This is a genomic window from Cellulomonas sp., from assembly GCF_017744555.1.
Taxonomy (GTDB): domain Bacteria; phylum Actinomycetota; class Actinomycetes; order Actinomycetales; family Cellulomonadaceae; genus Cellulomonas.
Genome location: NZ_JAGIBD010000002.1, coordinates 45,671 through 60,945 on the forward strand (window position 1 = coordinate 45,671; position 15,275 = coordinate 60,945).

Annotated in this window: 14 protein-coding genes and 1 riboswitch; of the genes, 5 read left to right on the forward strand and 9 right to left on the reverse strand. The window is 74.4% G+C overall.

Annotation, left to right across the window (positions count from 1 at the left end; translation table 11 throughout):
• Positions 1-22: 22 nt before the first annotated feature.
• Positions 23-153: riboswitch (TPP riboswitch) on the reverse strand.
• 138 nt (positions 154-291) lie between these two features.
• On the forward strand, positions 292-582 hold the full coding sequence (locus tag J7523_RS02430) for a DUF4235 domain-containing protein (RefSeq protein WP_291881772.1): 291 nt from the start codon (positions 292-294) through the stop codon (positions 580-582).
• A 30-nt stretch (positions 583-612) separates the two neighbouring features.
• Here the strand turns inward: J7523_RS02430 and J7523_RS02435 are convergent, their stop codons facing one another.
• The gene (locus J7523_RS02435; RefSeq protein WP_291881774.1) at positions 613-2,115 is read right to left on the reverse strand and encodes an NAD(P)/FAD-dependent oxidoreductase; all 1,503 of its coding nucleotides are present in this window, start codon (positions 2,113-2,115) and stop codon (positions 613-615) included.
• A 158-nt stretch (positions 2,116-2,273) separates the two neighbouring features.
• Between J7523_RS02435 and J7523_RS02440 the strand changes: the two genes are divergently transcribed.
• A complete protein-coding gene (locus J7523_RS02440; protein WP_291881776.1) occupies positions 2,274-2,855 on the forward strand; it encodes a dienelactone hydrolase family protein in 582 nt (193 codons plus the stop codon).
• Positions 2,856-2,865: 10 nt separating this feature from the next.
• Here J7523_RS02440 and J7523_RS02445 read toward each other — a convergent pair whose 3' ends face one another.
• Genes J7523_RS02445 through J7523_RS02475 form a run of 7 tightly spaced genes read right to left on the reverse strand, consistent with a single transcriptional unit; the run spans position 2,866 to position 10,088 of the window.
• Positions 2,866-3,465, reverse strand: a complete 600-nt coding sequence (locus J7523_RS02445) for an ATP-binding protein (protein ID WP_291881778.1) — start codon at positions 3,463-3,465, stop codon at positions 2,866-2,868.
• A complete protein-coding gene (gene mnhG, locus J7523_RS02450; RefSeq protein ID WP_291881781.1) occupies positions 3,462-3,941 on the reverse strand; it encodes a monovalent cation/H(+) antiporter subunit G in 480 nt (159 codons plus the stop codon). Before mnhG ends, J7523_RS02445 begins: the two co-directional genes overlap by 4 nt.
• Before the next feature lie 28 nt (positions 3,942-3,969).
• Entirely contained in the window at positions 3,970-4,404 is a 435-nt protein-coding gene (locus tag J7523_RS02455; RefSeq protein ID WP_291881784.1) for a monovalent cation/H+ antiporter complex subunit F, read from the reverse strand.
• A complete protein-coding gene (locus tag J7523_RS02460; protein ID WP_291881787.1) occupies positions 4,401-4,955 on the reverse strand; it encodes a Na+/H+ antiporter subunit E in 555 nt (184 codons plus the stop codon). The genes J7523_RS02455 and J7523_RS02460 overlap by 4 nt, the downstream gene beginning before the upstream one ends.
• Entirely contained in the window at positions 4,952-6,547 is a 1,596-nt protein-coding gene (locus tag J7523_RS02465; RefSeq protein ID WP_291881789.1) for a Na+/H+ antiporter subunit D, read from the reverse strand. Before J7523_RS02465 ends, J7523_RS02460 begins: the two co-directional genes overlap by 4 nt.
• Entirely contained in the window at positions 6,544-7,047 is a 504-nt protein-coding gene (locus tag J7523_RS02470; protein ID WP_291881791.1) for a Na(+)/H(+) antiporter subunit C, read from the reverse strand. Before J7523_RS02470 ends, J7523_RS02465 begins: the two co-directional genes overlap by 4 nt.
• Positions 7,044-10,088 carry a Na+/H+ antiporter subunit A gene (locus J7523_RS02475; RefSeq protein ID WP_291881794.1) on the reverse strand — a complete coding sequence of 1,015 codons (3,045 nt, stop codon included), beginning with the start codon at positions 10,086-10,088 and terminating at the stop codon, positions 7,044-7,046. The genes J7523_RS02470 and J7523_RS02475 overlap by 4 nt, the downstream gene beginning before the upstream one ends.
• Positions 10,089-10,344: 256 nt before the next feature.
• On the opposite strand from J7523_RS02475, the gene J7523_RS02480 reads away from it, so the two are divergent.
• Both J7523_RS02480 and J7523_RS02485 read left to right on the forward strand, forming a co-directional pair.
• Entirely contained in the window at positions 10,345-12,675 is a 2,331-nt protein-coding gene (locus J7523_RS02480) for a heterodisulfide reductase-related iron-sulfur binding cluster (protein ID WP_291881797.1), read from the forward strand.
• On the forward strand, positions 12,672-13,133 hold the full coding sequence (locus tag J7523_RS02485) for a pyridoxamine 5'-phosphate oxidase family protein (protein ID WP_291881799.1): 462 nt from the start codon (positions 12,672-12,674) through the stop codon (positions 13,131-13,133). The genes J7523_RS02480 and J7523_RS02485 overlap by 4 nt, the downstream gene beginning before the upstream one ends.
• 32 nt (positions 13,134-13,165) lie before the next feature.
• On the opposite strand, the gene J7523_RS02490 is transcribed toward J7523_RS02485, so the two are convergent.
• Positions 13,166-14,197: a TIGR03885 family FMN-dependent LLM class oxidoreductase gene (locus J7523_RS02490; RefSeq protein WP_291881801.1), complete on the reverse strand. Its 1,032-nt coding sequence runs from the start codon at positions 14,195-14,197 to the stop codon at positions 13,166-13,168.
• 219 nt (positions 14,198-14,416) lie between these two features.
• Between J7523_RS02490 and J7523_RS02495 the strand changes: the two genes are divergently transcribed.
• Complete coding sequence (locus tag J7523_RS02495; RefSeq protein WP_291882297.1) at positions 14,417-15,271, forward strand: A/G-specific adenine glycosylase; 855 nt, start codon at positions 14,417-14,419, stop codon at positions 15,269-15,271.
• Positions 15,272-15,275: the final 4 nt, after the last annotated feature.

Sequence of the window (15,275 nt, forward strand, 5' to 3'; positions counted from 1 at the left end):
GGGGGCCGGACGACGACCGCGGAGACTGAGAAGCCCGACTCCCTACGCCGGTACCAACCGGATCAGGTTCGAGGGTCTGCGGTGGTCCGCACTCTCAGCGTCCCGGGGGCCCGGCGCGGTGCCGGTCCTCCTGACGCTCCCCTGTCGTTCGTCCGCGATCCTACGCCCGTCCCGAGGACTCCCCGGACGGGCGTCCAGGCACGTCGGACGCGCGGTCGGGGGGCGACCGGTCCGGTCGCCCGTTACGGTGGACGGCAGGCCCGTCGCAGGCCCCCCACCTGGAGGTTCGTCATGGAGGAGCAGTCCGACCACTCGATGGTCGCGAAGATCGCCGGTGCCGCCGTCACGATCATCGCGGCGATGGTCGCGCGGCAGGTCGTCAACCAGGCGTGGAAGGCGATCGTCGGGCGCCCTGCACCGCAGCCCGACAACGCGGCCGACGAGTCCCCCATCGGTGAGCTCATCGCCGCCGCGGCCGCGATGGGTGCGGTCGTCGGGGTCTCCCGGGTTCTGGCGACCCGTGGCACCACGAAGTACGTCGCGAAGATCGAGCGCAAGCGCCGGACCGACCCTCTGACCTGACGGGCGCCCCGTGCGCGGTCGGCCGGGCCGTCAGATCGACGGGTCGTCGACCAGGTGGCGGGCGAACGGGGCCAGGTCCGGGACGGCCGGCTCGCAGAACACCTCGCGCAGCACCCGCCGGGCGGCGTACCACCCGGACAGCCCGTGCACCCCGGGCCCGGGCGGCGTGGACGCCGAGCACAGGTACACCCCGTCGCGTCCGGTCGCGTAGGGGTTGAGGCGCGGGGTCGGCCGGGCGAGCATCTGCCCCATCGTCGTCGCGCCGCCGGCGATGTCGCCGCCGACGTAGTTCGCGTCGTGCTCGGCCATCCGGGACGCGGGGACGCAGCGGGAGGCGACGACGACGTCGCGGAACCCGGGGGCGTAGCGCTCGATGTGGGCGGTGACGGCCTCGGTGACGTCGACGTCGGAGTGCGCCGGGACGTGCGCGTACGTCCACAGGGGTCGCAGGCCGCCGACGGCACGTCCGGCGTCGACGACCGTCGGGTCGCTCAGCAGGATCGTCGGGCGCTCGGCGTGCCGTCCCGCGTCGACGTCGGCCTCGGCCGCCGCCATCTCGGCGCGCGTGCCGCCGACGTGCACGGTCCCCGCGAGCCCGACCTCGGGCACCGTCCACGGCACGGGCCCGGACAGCACGAAGTCGACCTTGGCGGCGCCGTTGCCGTGCTTGAACGACAGGAACTGACGGCGGGTGCGGGCCGGGAGCCGGTCACCGAGGATCTCGACGACGGCGCGGGGCGTGGTGTCGAACAGGTAGGCGTGCGCGGGCGGCAGGTCGGCGTGCGACCGCACCGGGTGGTCGGTGACGACCTCGCCGCCGTGCGCGCGCAGGTCGGCGACGAGCGCCGCGACGATCGCCCCCGACCCGCCCCGCGGGATCGGCCAGCCGTCTCCGGCGTGCGCGAGGGCGGCGAGCAGCAGCGCGGTCCCGGCGGCGGCGAGCGACGGCACGGGCGTGATGGCGTGCGACGCGACGCCGGTGAGCAGCGCGGGCGCGACGTCGTCGGAGAACCGGCGGTCCCACGCGCGCGTGCCCTGCTCGAGCACCTCGAGCCCGAAGTGCAGCGCCGCCTTCGTACCGTGCGGCAGCAGCCCGGCGGGGATGCTGCGCTTGTCGCCGAGCGCGAGCTGCACGGTGTGCTCGTGGTCGGCGACGAGCGGGCCCAGCACGTCGCGCCAGGCCGGGCCGTCGACGCCGAGGCCGTCGACGGTGCGGTCGAGGTCGCGATAGGCGAGGCCCGCGCGCCCGTCGGCGAGCGGCTGGGCGAACGACACCTCGGGGGTGAGCAGCTCGACACCACGGGCCGCGAGGTCGAACTGCTGGAAGAACGGCGACGCCCACGCCATGGGGTGCACCGCGGAGCAGACGTCGTGCACGATCCCGTCGGCCAGGCCGAGGTCGAGCGTGCGCGCGCCGCCGCCGACGGTGGGTTGCGCCTCGACGACGGTGACGTGCAGGCCGACGTGCGCGAGCGTGACCGCGGCCGCGAGCCCGTTGGGCCCCGAACCGACGACCACGACGTCCCGGGTCATGTGCGCGCCTCCTCCTCTGGGATTCAAGCACCGGTCGGCGGCGCCCGTCGTCACCCGGCCGACCCTTGCCGCCGGTGCGCGCGGATGTCGGTGGCTCACGGCAGGATCGGTCCGCCGGGGTCCCGAACCGGCGCGACGCACACCGGACGGAGCGGACGATGCCCGAGATCCTGCTGTTCCACCATGCCCAGGGCCTGACGCCCGGCGTCGAGGCGTTCGCGCAGACGCTGCGGGACGCCGGGCACACCGTGCACGTGCCCGACCTGTTCGACGGGCGCACGTTCGACTCGGTCGAGGCCGGGGTCGCGCACGCGGGCGAGATCGGGTTCGGCACGGTGCTCGAGCGCGGGCGCGCGACGGCCGACGGGCTCCCCGACGCGCTCGTCTACGTGGGCTTCTCGCTCGGCGTCATGCCGGCGCAGCTCCTCGCGCAGACCCGGCCGGGCGCGGTCGGGGCGCTGTTCCTGCACTCGTGCCTCCCGACCGACGAGTTCGGCGACGGCTGGCCCGCCGGGGTGCCGGTGCAGGTGCACGGCATGGACGCCGACCCGTACTTCGTCGACGAGGGGGACGTCGACGCGGCCCGGGCGCTCGTCGCCGAGGCACCCGACGACGCCGAGCTGTTCCTCTACCCCGGCGACCAGCACCTGTTCGCCGACTCGAGCCTGCCGTCCTACCGGCCGGACGCCGCGGGGCTGCTGACCGAGCGGGTGCTCGCGTTCCTCGAGCGGGTCGGGTGACGCCCCGCGGTCAGCGCAGCTCGACGACCAGCCAGCGGAACGCGACGAGGTCGGAGCCGGCGAGCTCCGCAGGCTCCCCGACCCCAGGGTCCGGCCGGAACGTCACCGTCGTGCCCGAGCCGCCGCGCCCGGAGACCGGGTGCAGCTCGCCGTCGGGGACGCCGTGCCGGTACGTCTGCGACCACGCGCCGGTCGCCCGGTGGTTCTCGTGGACCAAGACCTCGCTCAGCGCGGCGACCGTCGACATGCCCCGGCGCGGCAGGCCGTCGGGCAGCGTGGGGGCGTCGACCGCGTCGAAGAACCGGACGTCCTTGGTCGCCATGACGTGCTTGCGGATCACGCGCCCGTGCTCGTCCACGCGGGTGTCCGTGCCACGCCCGTCGTCCGCGACGGACACCGAGCCGTCGGGCAACCCTGTGACGACGGCCCGGCCGACCCGCCCGATCGATGCGGCCTCCTCGTCGGCGTACGCGAGCACCTCGAGGATCAGGTGCCGCCGCCCGCCGGCCGCGTAGACGTCCGGCCGGGCACGGATCGCGGCGAGGTGGTCGCGGTCGACGTCCGCCGACCAGTCGTGGGTCGTGACGGTCCAGGCGGCGCGCTCGGTCACGTCCGGACCGTCCCGGTGCCGTCGTCGGCGCCCCTGCCGTTGCCGGCGCTGCTGCCGCCGTCGGTGCCGCTGCCATTGCCGGGGCGCGCGTCGGTCCCGCCGTTCCCGCCGTCCGCGGCGTCGCGCGCGTCGAGGTCCCGCGTGAGCTCGTCGACCACGAGCAGGTCGGACCGCACCTTCCCGGTCCGGAACCCGGCACGCCCCACCATGTGCGCGGCGACGGGTGCGGTGAGCATCTGGAAGACGACGACCAGCACGAGCGCCCACACCGCCCCGCCGGACCGCAGCCGCAGCGCGAGCCCGACGAGCACCAGGACCAGGCCGAGCACCTGCGGCTTCGTCCCGGCGTGCATGCGCGAGAGCAGGTCGGGGAACCGCAGCACGCCGACCCCGGCCGCGAACGCGAGGAACGCCCCGCCGAGCAGGCAGATCATCGACACGACGTCGGCGACCGTGTCCCAGGCTCCGTGCGTCATCCGTCCTCCCCCGGTCCGTGCTCGCGCGTCATCGGACCTCCCCCGCAGCTCCGCCGCCGTGGTGCTCGTCGGCGTCGACGGGCGGCGACTCGTGGTGGTCGCCCGTGACGGCCCCCTCCGCCTCGGCACGCGACGACTCCTCGGCGGCCCGCCGCTCGGCCTCCTCGGCGGCGATCTCCTCGCGGGTCCGGACCCGTCCCTCACCCTCGGGCTCCACGGACGCGAACCGCGCGATCGTCACCGACCCCACGAAACCGACGAGCGACAGCACCACGAGGATCGGCACCACGTCGGCCCGGCGGTACACGGCGGCGTACAGGGCGATGCCGGCGAGCATCGTGGTGACGACGATGTCGAGCGCGATGGTCCGGTCGAGCATCGACGGACCCTTCTCGGCCCGGACGACGGCCAGCCCGGCGCCGACGACGAGCAGCGCCGAGCAGACGACCACGACGACGTTCACGGTCCCACCGCCACGAGATGGGCGGCCGCGAGCTCCTCGTCGGACGCGAACGCGCGCAGCACGCGTGCCTCCTGGTCGAGCACGGCCTGCCGGGCCGCCTCGATGCCGCCGGACTGCCGCACGTCGAGCACGTGCAGGTAGAGCATCCCGGTGAGCCGGTGCGCCTCGACGACCAGCGAGCCGGGCACCAGCGAGCACAGCTCGGCGGTCAGCGTGAGGTACAGGTCGGAGTGGCTGCGCAGCTGCACGCCGATGACGGCGCCGCGGGGCGTGTACCCGGGGCGCAGCGCGATGAGGCTGACCTCGAACGACGCGCGGACGAGATCGACGGCGAACCGCGCGACCAGGTGCAGCAGGGGCCAGAAGCGCAGGTGCCCGTGGAACCAGATCGGCGCCATCCGCAGGCCGCTCGTGATGACGAACCCGAGCACGAGCCCCGCGAGCACGTTGCCGACGGACAGGTCGCCCCACAAGAACACCCAGACGACCGTGAGCCACACGACGGTCGCCCACTGGGTGCGCCACCGGGCGCGGCGGGGATGCAGGCTCATCCGTGGCCCCCCTCGACCGTGCCGTGCTGCGTGGAGGGCTCTGCACCGGCCACGTCGTCCTCGTCGAACGTCGCCGAGACGCCCTTGCCGCGCTGCCCGTCCGGCAGCACCGCGTCGATGTACGGCGTCTTCTCGGTGAGCGCGACGGCGGCGCGCTCGGTGTACGCGTACAGCGGTCCGGCGGCGAGCGTCAGCATCAGGCCGACGGCGACGAGCGCGGCGGCCGGGCCGACCATCCCGAACGGCAGCCGCACGGGCGGGCGCTCGACGGGCGGGGTCTGCCAGAACGCCTTGTTCCACGCCTTGACCAGCGCGTACAGCGTGAGCAGCGACGTGACGACGGACCCGACGACGAGCACGTACGCGAGCGGCGTGCCGACCGCGACACCGGCCTGCAGCAGCCCGACCTTGCCGAGGAACCCGGACAGCGGCGGGATACCGGCGAGGTTCATCGCGGGCACGAAGAACAGGATCGCGAGCACCGGCGCGAGCTTGGCGAGGCCGCCGAGCTTGGTCAGCGACGTCGACCCGCCCGCACGCTCGACGAGCCCGACGACGAGGAACAGCGCGGTCTGGACGGTGATGTGGTGGGCGACGTAGTAGATGGCCGCCGTCCAGCCCGCGTCGGTGGCCAGGGCGATGCCGAACACCATGTACCCGATGTGGCTGACCAGCGTGAACGACAGCAGACGTTTGATGTCGTCCTGCGCGACGGCGCCGAGGATGCCGACGACCATCGTCGCGAGCGCGAGCCACATGAGCACGTCGTCGAGCCGGCCGTCCGGGAACAGCAGCGTCTGCGTGCGGATGATCGCGTAGACGCCGACCTTGGTGAGCAGGCCCGCGAACACCGCGGTGACGGGCGCGGGCGCGGTCGGGTACGAGTCCGGCAGCCAGGCGGACAGCGGGAAGATCGCCGCCTTGATCGCGAACGCGAGCAGCAGCAGCACCTGGAGCACGAGCCGCACGCCGGGGTCGATCTCGGGCAGGCGGAGCGCGAGCTGTGCGAGGTTCACGGTGCCGCACGCGGCGTAGATCATCGCGAGGGCGACGAGGAACAGCACCGACGACAGCAGGGCCACGACCACGTAGATCGTGCCCGCCCGGATCCGCTCGCCCGTGCCGCCGAGGGTCAGCAGCACGAACGACGCCGCGAGCAGGATCTCGAACCCGACGTAGATGTTGAACAGGTCGCCGGACAGGAACGCGTCGGCGACCCCCGCGGCCAGCACCAGGTACGTCGGGTGGAAGATCGAGATCGGCGCGGACTCCTCGTCGTCCTCGTTGCCCTGCGCGAGCGAGTACAGCAGGACGCACAGCGTCACGGCCGACGAGATGGTGAGCATGAGGGCCGACAGGCGGTCGGCGACGAGGTCGATGCCGACCGGTGCCGCCCAGCCGCCGACGTCGATGACGAGCGGTCCGTCGTCCACCACGACCAGCAGCGTCACCGACGCGAGCAGCACGGTCGACAGCGCGACGACCGAGATGACGCGCTGCGCGTTCGGCCGCCGGTACATCGCGAGCGCGAGGCCCGCGGCGAACAGCGGGACGACGACGGGCATCGGGACGACCCAGGTGAGGTCGGTCATCGGGTCACCTCCCCCGCCGGCTGAGGATCAGCCGGATGCCCCTCGTCCGTCTCGTCGTGCGCCTCGGCGGCCTCCTCGTCGAGCGTCGCGACCGGTCCCTGGTCGTCGCTGTCGGACACGGCGAGCTCGTCGATCGCGGCGAGGCGGGCGATGCGGCGGTCCTCGACGTCGTCCTGCACCTCGTCGTGCCGGTGCAGCTGCCACGACCGGTACGCCATGGCCAGCAGGAACGCGGTCATGCCGAGCGTGATGACGATGGCCGTGAGGACCATCGCCTGCGGCAGCGGGTCGCTCATCTCGCCGTCGGGCGTGACGCCGACGATGGGCGGACCGCCCGCGGCACCCCCGGCCACGAGGAACAGCAGGTTCGCGCCGTTGCCGACGAGGATCACGCCGATGAGCACGCGCGACAGGCTGCGCTCGAGCAGCAGGTAGACGCCGACCGTGAACAGCACCGCGATGGTGACCACGAGGACGAGGTTGGGGCTCATGTCGATCATCGGGCGGCCCCCGGTGCGTCGGCGGGCTCGGCGTCGCCGCCGACCGCGTCCCCGATCTCGCCGTCCTCGCCGGTCTCCGCGCGCCGGTCGATCTCGGCGCCGAGGCTGCGCAGCACGTCGAGCACGAGACCGACGACCACGAGGTAGACCCCGATGTCGAAGAAGAGGCTCGTCACCAGGTGCAGGTCCCCGATCACCGGCAGGTGGAGGTCCAGCTGCCACGACTGGAGCACCGACCCGCCCGCGAGCTGCGCGACGAGCCCGACACCGGCCGACAGGAACAGCCCGCCGCCGAGCAGCAGACCGGGCTGCACGGGTGCCGCCTCGCCGAGCTCGTACCGCCCGCCCGCGAGGTACCGGACGATGAGCGCGATCCCCGTCACGAGCCCGGCGGCGAACCCGCCGCCCGGCTGGCTGTGGCCGCTGAACAGCAGGTAGACCGAGTAGACGATCATCGTGTGGAACAGCAGCCGGACCACGACCTCGAAGATCACGGACCGCCGCTGGGGGGCCAGGGTCCGGCCGGCGCGCAGCCACTCGCGGGCGCGCGCCGCCGAGCGGGGGGCGACCTCGCTCGTCGGGCCCTGGCCGCGGGACTCGTCGGCGCCCGTGCGGGGACCGTCCGGCCTCCGCAGTCCCGCCATGGTGTCCGGGATCCCGCCCCAGACGGCCCGGTCGGCCGGCGCGTCGCGCTCGCGGAAGATGGCGCCCGAGCGGCGGGACAGGAAGACGAGCGACGCGACGCCGGTGGCCGCCACGAGCAGCACCGAGATCTCGCCCATCGTGTCCCACGCACGGATGTCGACGAGCGTCACGTTGACGATGTTCTTGCCGCCGCCGAACTCGACGGCCTCCTGCGCGAAGTGCTCCGACACCGGCGCGTGCAACCGGGCGCCGGGCGCGACGAGCGCGATCCCCGCGACCGTCAGGCCGACCGCGAGCCCGATGCCGAGCCGCACCCACCGGCTCGCGGCGAGCGGCCGGTCGGAGAAGTAGGGAGGCAGCCGACGCAGCACGAGCACGAACACGACGAGCGTCACGGTCTCGACGAGCACCTGGGTGAGGGCCAGGTCGGGCGCGCCGTGCAGCAGGTAGAGCCCCGCGACGGCGTACCCGCCGATGCCGAGCAGGATCACGGCCTTGAGGCGGCGCCGGGCGCGGGCGACGAGGATGGCCGACACGATCGTCATGGCCCCGAAGATCACCTGTGCGGGCTGGTCCCACGCCGTGACGTCCCCGTCGAACGTCGTCGCGACGAGGGTCGTGCCGCCGACGCCGACCACGAACACCAGCAGGATGATGCCCAGGTACAGCGGCAATGAACCGCGCTGGGTGATCGCCGTGACGTCGGCCGCGACGTCGTCGAGCCGGCGCATGAACCGGCGGTACACCCGGTCGGCGTCGGGGCCGCGGTAGACGCCGGACTGCCACCGCTCCACCCGGTCGCGGATCGCGAACAGCAGCGCACCGACGGCGAGGATGCCGAGCGTCAGCAGGAACGTCGGCGTCAGGCCGGCCCAGAGCGCGAGGTGCCCGGGCTTGCCCTCCGGATAGGTGTCCGCGTACGGCGCGAGCAGGTGCTCGCCGAGCTGCGGCAGGAGCGCGACGGCCAGGCCGAGGACCGCGAGGATCAGCGCGGGCCACACGAGCAGCAGCGACGGGGTCGTGATCGGCGCGGGCGCGGCGGACTCCCGGCCGGCGTCCGCGATGGACGCGCTCTGGCCCGCGTCGGACTCCGCGACCGCGGCGGGCACCACGGCCGGCTTGGTCGAGAAGGCCCCCCACCACAGCCGGCACCCGTACGCGACCGTGAGCACCGAGCCGACGGCGACGGCGGCGAGCACCCAGGGCAGGTCGTGCAGCGACTCGAGGCCCGCCTCCTTCGCGACGTACCCGGCGAACGGCGGCAGGCCGATCATCGACGCCGTCGCGAGGGCGCCCGCGGTCGCGGTCAGCGGCAGCCGCCGCCCGACGCCCGAGAGCCGCCGCAGGTCACGCGTGCCGGTGGCCGCGTCGATCCCGCCGACCACCAGGAACAGCGACGCCTTGAACATCGCGTGCGCGCCGAGCATCGCCAGCCCCGCGAGCGCCGCCGCCCTGGTCCCGAGGCCCACGAGCAGCACGATCAGCCCGAGCTGGCTGACCGTGCCGAACGCGAGCACGAGCTTGAGGTCGTGCTGCCGCAGCGCCCGGTACCCGCCGAGGATCAGCGTGCCGCAGCCGAGCACGAGGACCGTCCAGTGCCACACCTCGTTCGTCGCGTACGCGGGGGCGAACCGGGCGACGAGGTAGACGCCGGCCTTCACCATCGCGGCGGCGTGCAGGTAGGCGCTCACCGGGGTCGGCGCGGCCATCGCGGCGGGCAGCCAGAAGTGGAACGGGATGAGCGCCGACTTGGTGATGACGCCGAGCAGCAGGCAGACGACCGCGACCGTGGCGACCGTGCCGCCCGGCGGGTGCGCGATCACCGCGGAGAGCCGGTACGTGCCCGCCGCCTGGCCGAGCAGCACCACGCCGACGAGCATCGCGAGGCCGCCCGCCGTCGTGATGACGATGGCCTGCATGGCCGCCCGCCGGCTCGCCTTGCGGTCCGCGTAGTGGCCGATGAGCAGGTACGACGTGACCGTCGTCAGCTCCCAGAACACGAACAGCAGCAGCATGTCGTCGGCCGTGACGAGGCCGAGCATGGCCCCCGCGAACGCGACGAACACGCCGCCGAACCGACCGAGGCCCTGCGCGGCCGCCTTGAAGTACCCGGCGCAGTAGACGAGCACGAGGGCGCCCACGCCCCCGACCACGATCGTCATGAGCCACGACAGCGTGTCGAGCCGGAACGTCAGCTCCAGGCCCAGCGCAGGCACCCACTCGACCTGCTCCACCGGGCCGCGGCCGTCCGCGACCGCCGAGGTCCACGACAGCGCCCAGACGAACGCGCTCGCCGGCGCGAGGGCCAGCACCCAGAACGCCCGGCGGCCCAGCCACCCGAACAGGGCGGGCGCGACGACGGCCGCTGCGAAGTGCACGAGCAGCAGCAACAGCACGCGTCCGGCTCCGTCCGGTCGAGGGCGGGTGGTCGGTCGGGAGGTCGAAAGGATTCGGTCAAGACACTATCAAGTGCGTCCGCATGATCGGCTCAGCAGCCGGCACGCCACACCGGTCGCTGGCCCCCTCCGGGTTCTTGCCGAGGTCGTGGGTTGTCGGCGAGGTCGTGGGCTGCAACCCACGAACTCGGCGCGAAGCCACGAACTCGGCGGACGTGCCACAGCCCCGGCGCGCGCCGCCCACTAGCGTGTGCGCGTGGATCCGCTGCAGTGGGTGTGTCTCGGGCTCGTCGTCGTCGCGACCGTGGTCGGCGTCGGGCTGTTCGTGCGCGGGGCCGTGACGATCGGGCGGACCGCGGCGATCGGCAAGCCCGCGCCCGGGCGGCTCGCGCCCGTCGGCACGCGGCTCGGCACGCTCGCGCGCGAGGTCCTCGGGCACACCCGGTTCCAGCACCGGCCGGTCGTGCGGGCGGCCCACTGGGTCGTCATGGTGTCGTTCCCGCTGCTGTTCGTCACGCTCGTCACCGGGTACGGGCAGGTCGTCGACCCTGAGTCCTCGCTGCCGGTGATCGGTCACTTCCCGCCCCTGGAGTGGGCGATCGAGCTGTTCGCGTGGGCCGCGCTGCTCGGGATCGTCGCGCTGTTCGTGCTGCGCCTGCGGCTCGGGTCGACGCGGCGCGGGTCCCGGTTCTTCGGCTCGAACCAGGGGCAGGCGTTCTTCGTCGAGTTCACGGTGTTCGCCGTGGTGCTCGCGGTGATCCTGCTGCGCGGCCTCGAGTACGCGCTCGCCGCGCAGGACCCGGCCACCGAGCACCTCGCGACGGCGTGGCACTTCCCGCTCACCGCGTGGTTCGGTGCGTCCTGGGTGCCAGCCGCGCACGACACGCTCGCGACCGCGGTCGTGGTGATCGCGACCGTGAAGATCCTCGTGTCGATGTCGTGGTTCGTCGTCGTCGGGCTGCAGCCCACGATGGGCGTCGCGTGGCACCGGTTCCTGGCCATCGTCAACGTGTACGCCCGCCGCCAGGCCGCGGGCGGACCAGCCCTCGGCCCGCTGGCTCCGCTCACGGACCGCACCGGCGCGCCGATCGACCTGGCCGCGCTGGAGGACCTGCCCGACGACGCGCGCCTCGGCGCCGGCGCGATCGAGGACCTGTCCTGGAAGCAGCTGCTCGACACCGCGACCTGCACGGAGTGCGGCCGGTGCCAGGACCAGTGCCCGGCGTGGGCCACGGGCAAGCCGCTGTCCCCGAAGCTGGTCACGCTCGCGTTGCGTGACCACGCGGCCGCGACGGCGCCCTACCTGCGCGCGGCGTCGGGTGCCTCCGGCGGGACGAAGGCGCCGTCCTCCCGGTCGGACGGCCGCGCCGCGACGCTCGAGGACGCGCACGCCGGGGTCGATCTCGTGGGATCCGGCGTCATCGACGCCGACGCGCTGTGGGCGTGCACCACGTGCGGTGCGTGCGTGCAGCAGTGCCCGGTGGACATCGAGCACGTCGACACCATCGTCGACATGCGGCGCTACCAGGTGCTCATGGAGTCGGCGTTCCCCAAGGAGCTCGGCGGCACGTTCACCAAGCTCGAGCGGCAGGGCAACCCGTGGGGCCTGCCCTCCCGCGCGCGGCTCGACTGGGCCAAGGGCCTGCCGTTCGACGTCCCCGTGGTCGGCGCCGACGTCGAGTCCGCGACCGAGGTCGACTACCTGTTCTGGGTCGGCTGCGCGGGCGCCTACGAGGATCGCGCGAAGAAGACCACCCGGGCCGTCGCCGAGCTGCTGCACACCGCGGGCGTCACGTTCGCGGTCCTGGGCGACGGCGAGTCGTGCACGGGCGACCCCGCCCGCCGGGCCGGCAACGAGCTGCTCTACCAGATGCTCGCGTCCGCCAACGTCGAGGTGCTCAACGAGGTCGGCGCCCAGACGATCGTCGTCACCTGCGCGCACTGCTTCAACACGATCTCCCGGGAGTACCCGCAGCTCGGCGGCCGGTTCACGGTGCTGCACCACACCGAGCTGCTCAACACCCTGGTCGCCGACGGACGGCTCGTGCCGCTCGCGGACGACGATCCCCGGGCAGCGTCCGCGGACGCGCCCTCCGCACGCCGGGTCACGTACCACGACCCCTGCTACCTCGGCCGGCACAACCAGGTGTACTCGCCGCCGCGCGAGCTGCTCGGGGCCCTGCCCGGGGTCGAGCTCGCCGAGATGCCGCGGAGCCGGGAGGCGTCGTTCTGCTGCGGCGCCGGCGGCGCGCGCATGTGGATGGAGGAGTCCATCGGCACCCGGATCAGCACCGCCCGGGCGGAGGAGGCGATCGGCACCGGGGCGGACGTCGTCGCGACCGCCTGCCCGTTCTGCTCGGTGATGCTGTCCGACGGGGTCGCGGCTGCCGCCGGCCACGCGTCCGCGGGCACGGGGGCAGCCGGCGCGGCAGCCGCGGGCGCGACGACGTCGGACCCCACCGCCCCGTCCGCCGGCCCCGGACCCGGACCCGCCGCACGCGCGACCGTCGGGGTCCCCGAGGTCGCCGACATCGCCACGCTGCTGCTCGACCGGGTCCGCACGGCCCGCACGGGCGACGACGCATGAGCGCCGACACGGCCGGCCCGCGCACGGCCGAGCAGCGGCGTTCCGACACCGAGCACCGGCTCGCGCACGACGTCGACGCCTGGGTCGCGACCACCGACGACGCCTCGACCCCGCGCCTGACCGTCCTGTCGTTCCTCTGGGACGGCTCGACGCTCCTGCTGTCCACCGCGGCCGCGAGCCCGGCGGGCCGGAACCTCGCGTCCAACGGCTCCGTGCAGGTCGGCATCGGGCAGACCCGGGACGTCGTGCTCGTGCACGGCACGGTCGAGGTGGTCCCCCGCGAGGCTCTGCCCGCGCAGGTCGGCGACGCCTTCGCGGCGAAGACGGGATTCGACCCCCGCACGATCCGCGCCGACTACCCCTACTTCCGGGTCCACCCGCGCACGGTCCAGGCCTGGCGCGAGGAGGACGAGCTCGCGGGCCGTTGGCTCATGCGCGACGGCGTCTGGCTGGCGTAGCGCTCAGCCGCGCCGGTCCGCACGACCGACGGCTACCTGGACTCGCGGCGGAGCGTCGGGAGCACGTGCTCGGCAGCCATGTCGACGAACGCGTCGAGGGTCGCGCTGCGGGGGGTGGCGGTCGGGGCGGCGTCGTCGTGCTTGTCGTGGTCGGGGCGCGGGTCGGTCGCGACCTGGTGCAGGTAGAGCGCGTCGAACCCGAGGTCCGCGAGCGCCACGAGCCGGTCGAGGAGCCGCGCGGGGTCGTGCTCGACCACGACGCTCGTCCGCACCTGGTCGTCGCCGGCGTCGTCGGTCGCGGAGTCGAACGCCTCGGGGGTGTCGAGGTCCCAGGCGCGTGGCGGCCCGAGCACGTTGGACCGCCACTGCTCGCGGGCGGTGGCGAGCGCGGTCGCCTCGTCGGGCGCCCACGAGACGTGCACCTGCAGGGCCGTCGTGCCGCGGCCGCCGGCGTCGCGGTACTCGTCGAGCACGCGGCGCAGCACGTCGGGCGGCTGGTTGACGGTGACGAGCCCGTCGGCCCACTCGGCGTGGCGCCGGGCCGTCTGCGGGGTGACCGCGGGGCCGATCAGTCGCGGCGGCACGTCGGGCAGGGTCCACAGCTTCGCCCGGTCGACCGTCACGAGCCCGTCGTGCGTCACGGTCTGGCCCGCGAGCAGGGCCCGGATGACGTCGACGCACTCGCGCAGCCGGGCGTCGCGCTCCTCCTTCGGCGGCCAGGGGTCGCCCGTGATGTGCTCGTTGACGTTCTCGCCGCTGCCCAGCGCGACCCAGAACCGGCCCGGGAACATCGCGGCGAGCGTCCCGGCGGCCTGCGCGACGACCGCCGGGTGGTACCGCTGACCGGGCGCGCAGACGACCCCGAACGGCAGCCGGGTGGTCGCGAGCGCGGCGCCGAGCCACGACCACGCGTACCCGGAGTGCCCCTGCCGCACGCTCCAGGGCGCGAAGTGGTCGGAGCACATGGCGGCGTCGAACCCGGCCTGCTCGGCGCGTTGCACGGCGGCGAGCAGCGCGGCGGGGTGGACCTGCTCGTGCGAGGCGTGGAAGCCGACAACGGTCATGCCGACCGTTCCTACCGGGCCGCGCGCCGACGCGCGCGGCGAGCGGCAAAGCGGGCGCCCCGCGGCTCCGCCGACGACGCCGGGGGATCCCGCGTGGGGCAGGATGCTGCGGTGCCGACGTCCGCCCGCCCTGTCGCCCCCGAGGCCCCCGGGGCGCCGCCGACGGCCGCGTCGGACCGTCCCGGACCGCCGGCGCCCGACGCGCTCCGCACCAGCGTCATCGCGTGGTTCGACGAGCACGCCCGCGACCTGCCGTGGCGCGCGCCCGACCGCACGCCGTGGGGCGTCCTGGTGAGCGAGGTGATGCTGCAGCAGACACCGGTCGTCCGCGTCGAGCCCGCGTGGCGGTCCTGGATGCGCACGTGGCCGACCCCGGCCGACCTCGCGGCCGCCTCCACCGCCGACGTGCTGCGCGCGTGGGACCGGCTCGGCTACCCCCGTCGCGCGCTGCGCCTGCAGGAGTGCGCCCGCGCGATCGTCGACCGGCACGACGGACTCATCCCGTCCTCGACGGCCGAGCTCCTCGCGCTGCCCGGCATCGGCGCGTACACCGCAGCCGCCGTGCAGGCGTTCGCGTTCGGTCGCAGGTCCGTCGTCCTCGACACCAACGTGCGCCGGGTCCTCGCCCGCACCGTGCTCGGCGCGGCGCTCCCGGCCCCGTCGCAGACCGTCGCCGAGACGGCGCTCGCCGACACCTACGTGCCCGACGACGACGCGACCGCCGCCCGCTGGGCCGCCGCGTCGATGGAGCTCGGCGCCGTCGTCTGCACCGCGCGGTCACCCCGGTGCGACGCGTGCCCGGTCGCGTCGCTGTGCGTCTGGCGGGCCGCCGGGAAGCCGTCCGACGAGCACGCCGCCCGTCGGCGCACCCAGGCGTGGACCGGCACCGACCGGCAGGTCCGCGGGCGGATCATGGCGCTGCTGCGCGAGGCGCCCGGCCCCGTCCCGGCGGAGGTGGTCGACGCCGTCTGGCCGGACACCGCCCAGCGCGAGCGCTGCCTCGACGCCCTCGTCGCCGACGGCCTCGTCACGCGCACCGACACCGACCCGCCGACCTACCACCTGCCCCACTGACGTC

Excerpts from the sequence above, each read along its gene's own strand:
- J7523_RS02430 (WP_291881772.1), top strand. The coding sequence starts at position 292 with ATGGAGGAGCAGTCCGACCACTCGATGGTCGCGAAGATCGCCGGTGCC.
- J7523_RS02435 (WP_291881774.1), bottom strand. The coding sequence starts at position 2,115 with ATGACCCGGGACGTCGTGGTCGTCGGTTCGGGGCCCAACGGGCTCGCG.
- J7523_RS02440 (WP_291881776.1), top strand. The coding sequence starts at position 2,274 with ATGCCCGAGATCCTGCTGTTCCACCATGCCCAGGGCCTGACGCCCGGC.
- mnhG (WP_291881781.1), bottom strand. The coding sequence starts at position 3,941 with ATGACGCACGGAGCCTGGGACACGGTCGCCGACGTCGTGTCGATGATC.
- J7523_RS02460 (WP_291881787.1), bottom strand. The coding sequence starts at position 4,955 with ATGAGCCTGCATCCCCGCCGCGCCCGGTGGCGCACCCAGTGGGCGACC.
- J7523_RS02465 (WP_291881789.1), bottom strand. The coding sequence starts at position 6,547 with ATGACCGACCTCACCTGGGTCGTCCCGATGCCCGTCGTCGTCCCGCTG.
- J7523_RS02470 (WP_291881791.1), bottom strand. The coding sequence starts at position 7,047 with ATGATCGACATGAGCCCCAACCTCGTCCTCGTGGTCACCATCGCGGTG.
- J7523_RS02485 (WP_291881799.1), top strand. The coding sequence starts at position 12,672 with ATGAGCGCCGACACGGCCGGCCCGCGCACGGCCGAGCAGCGGCGTTCC.
- J7523_RS02490 (WP_291881801.1), bottom strand. The coding sequence starts at position 14,197 with ATGACCGTTGTCGGCTTCCACGCCTCGCACGAGCAGGTCCACCCCGCC.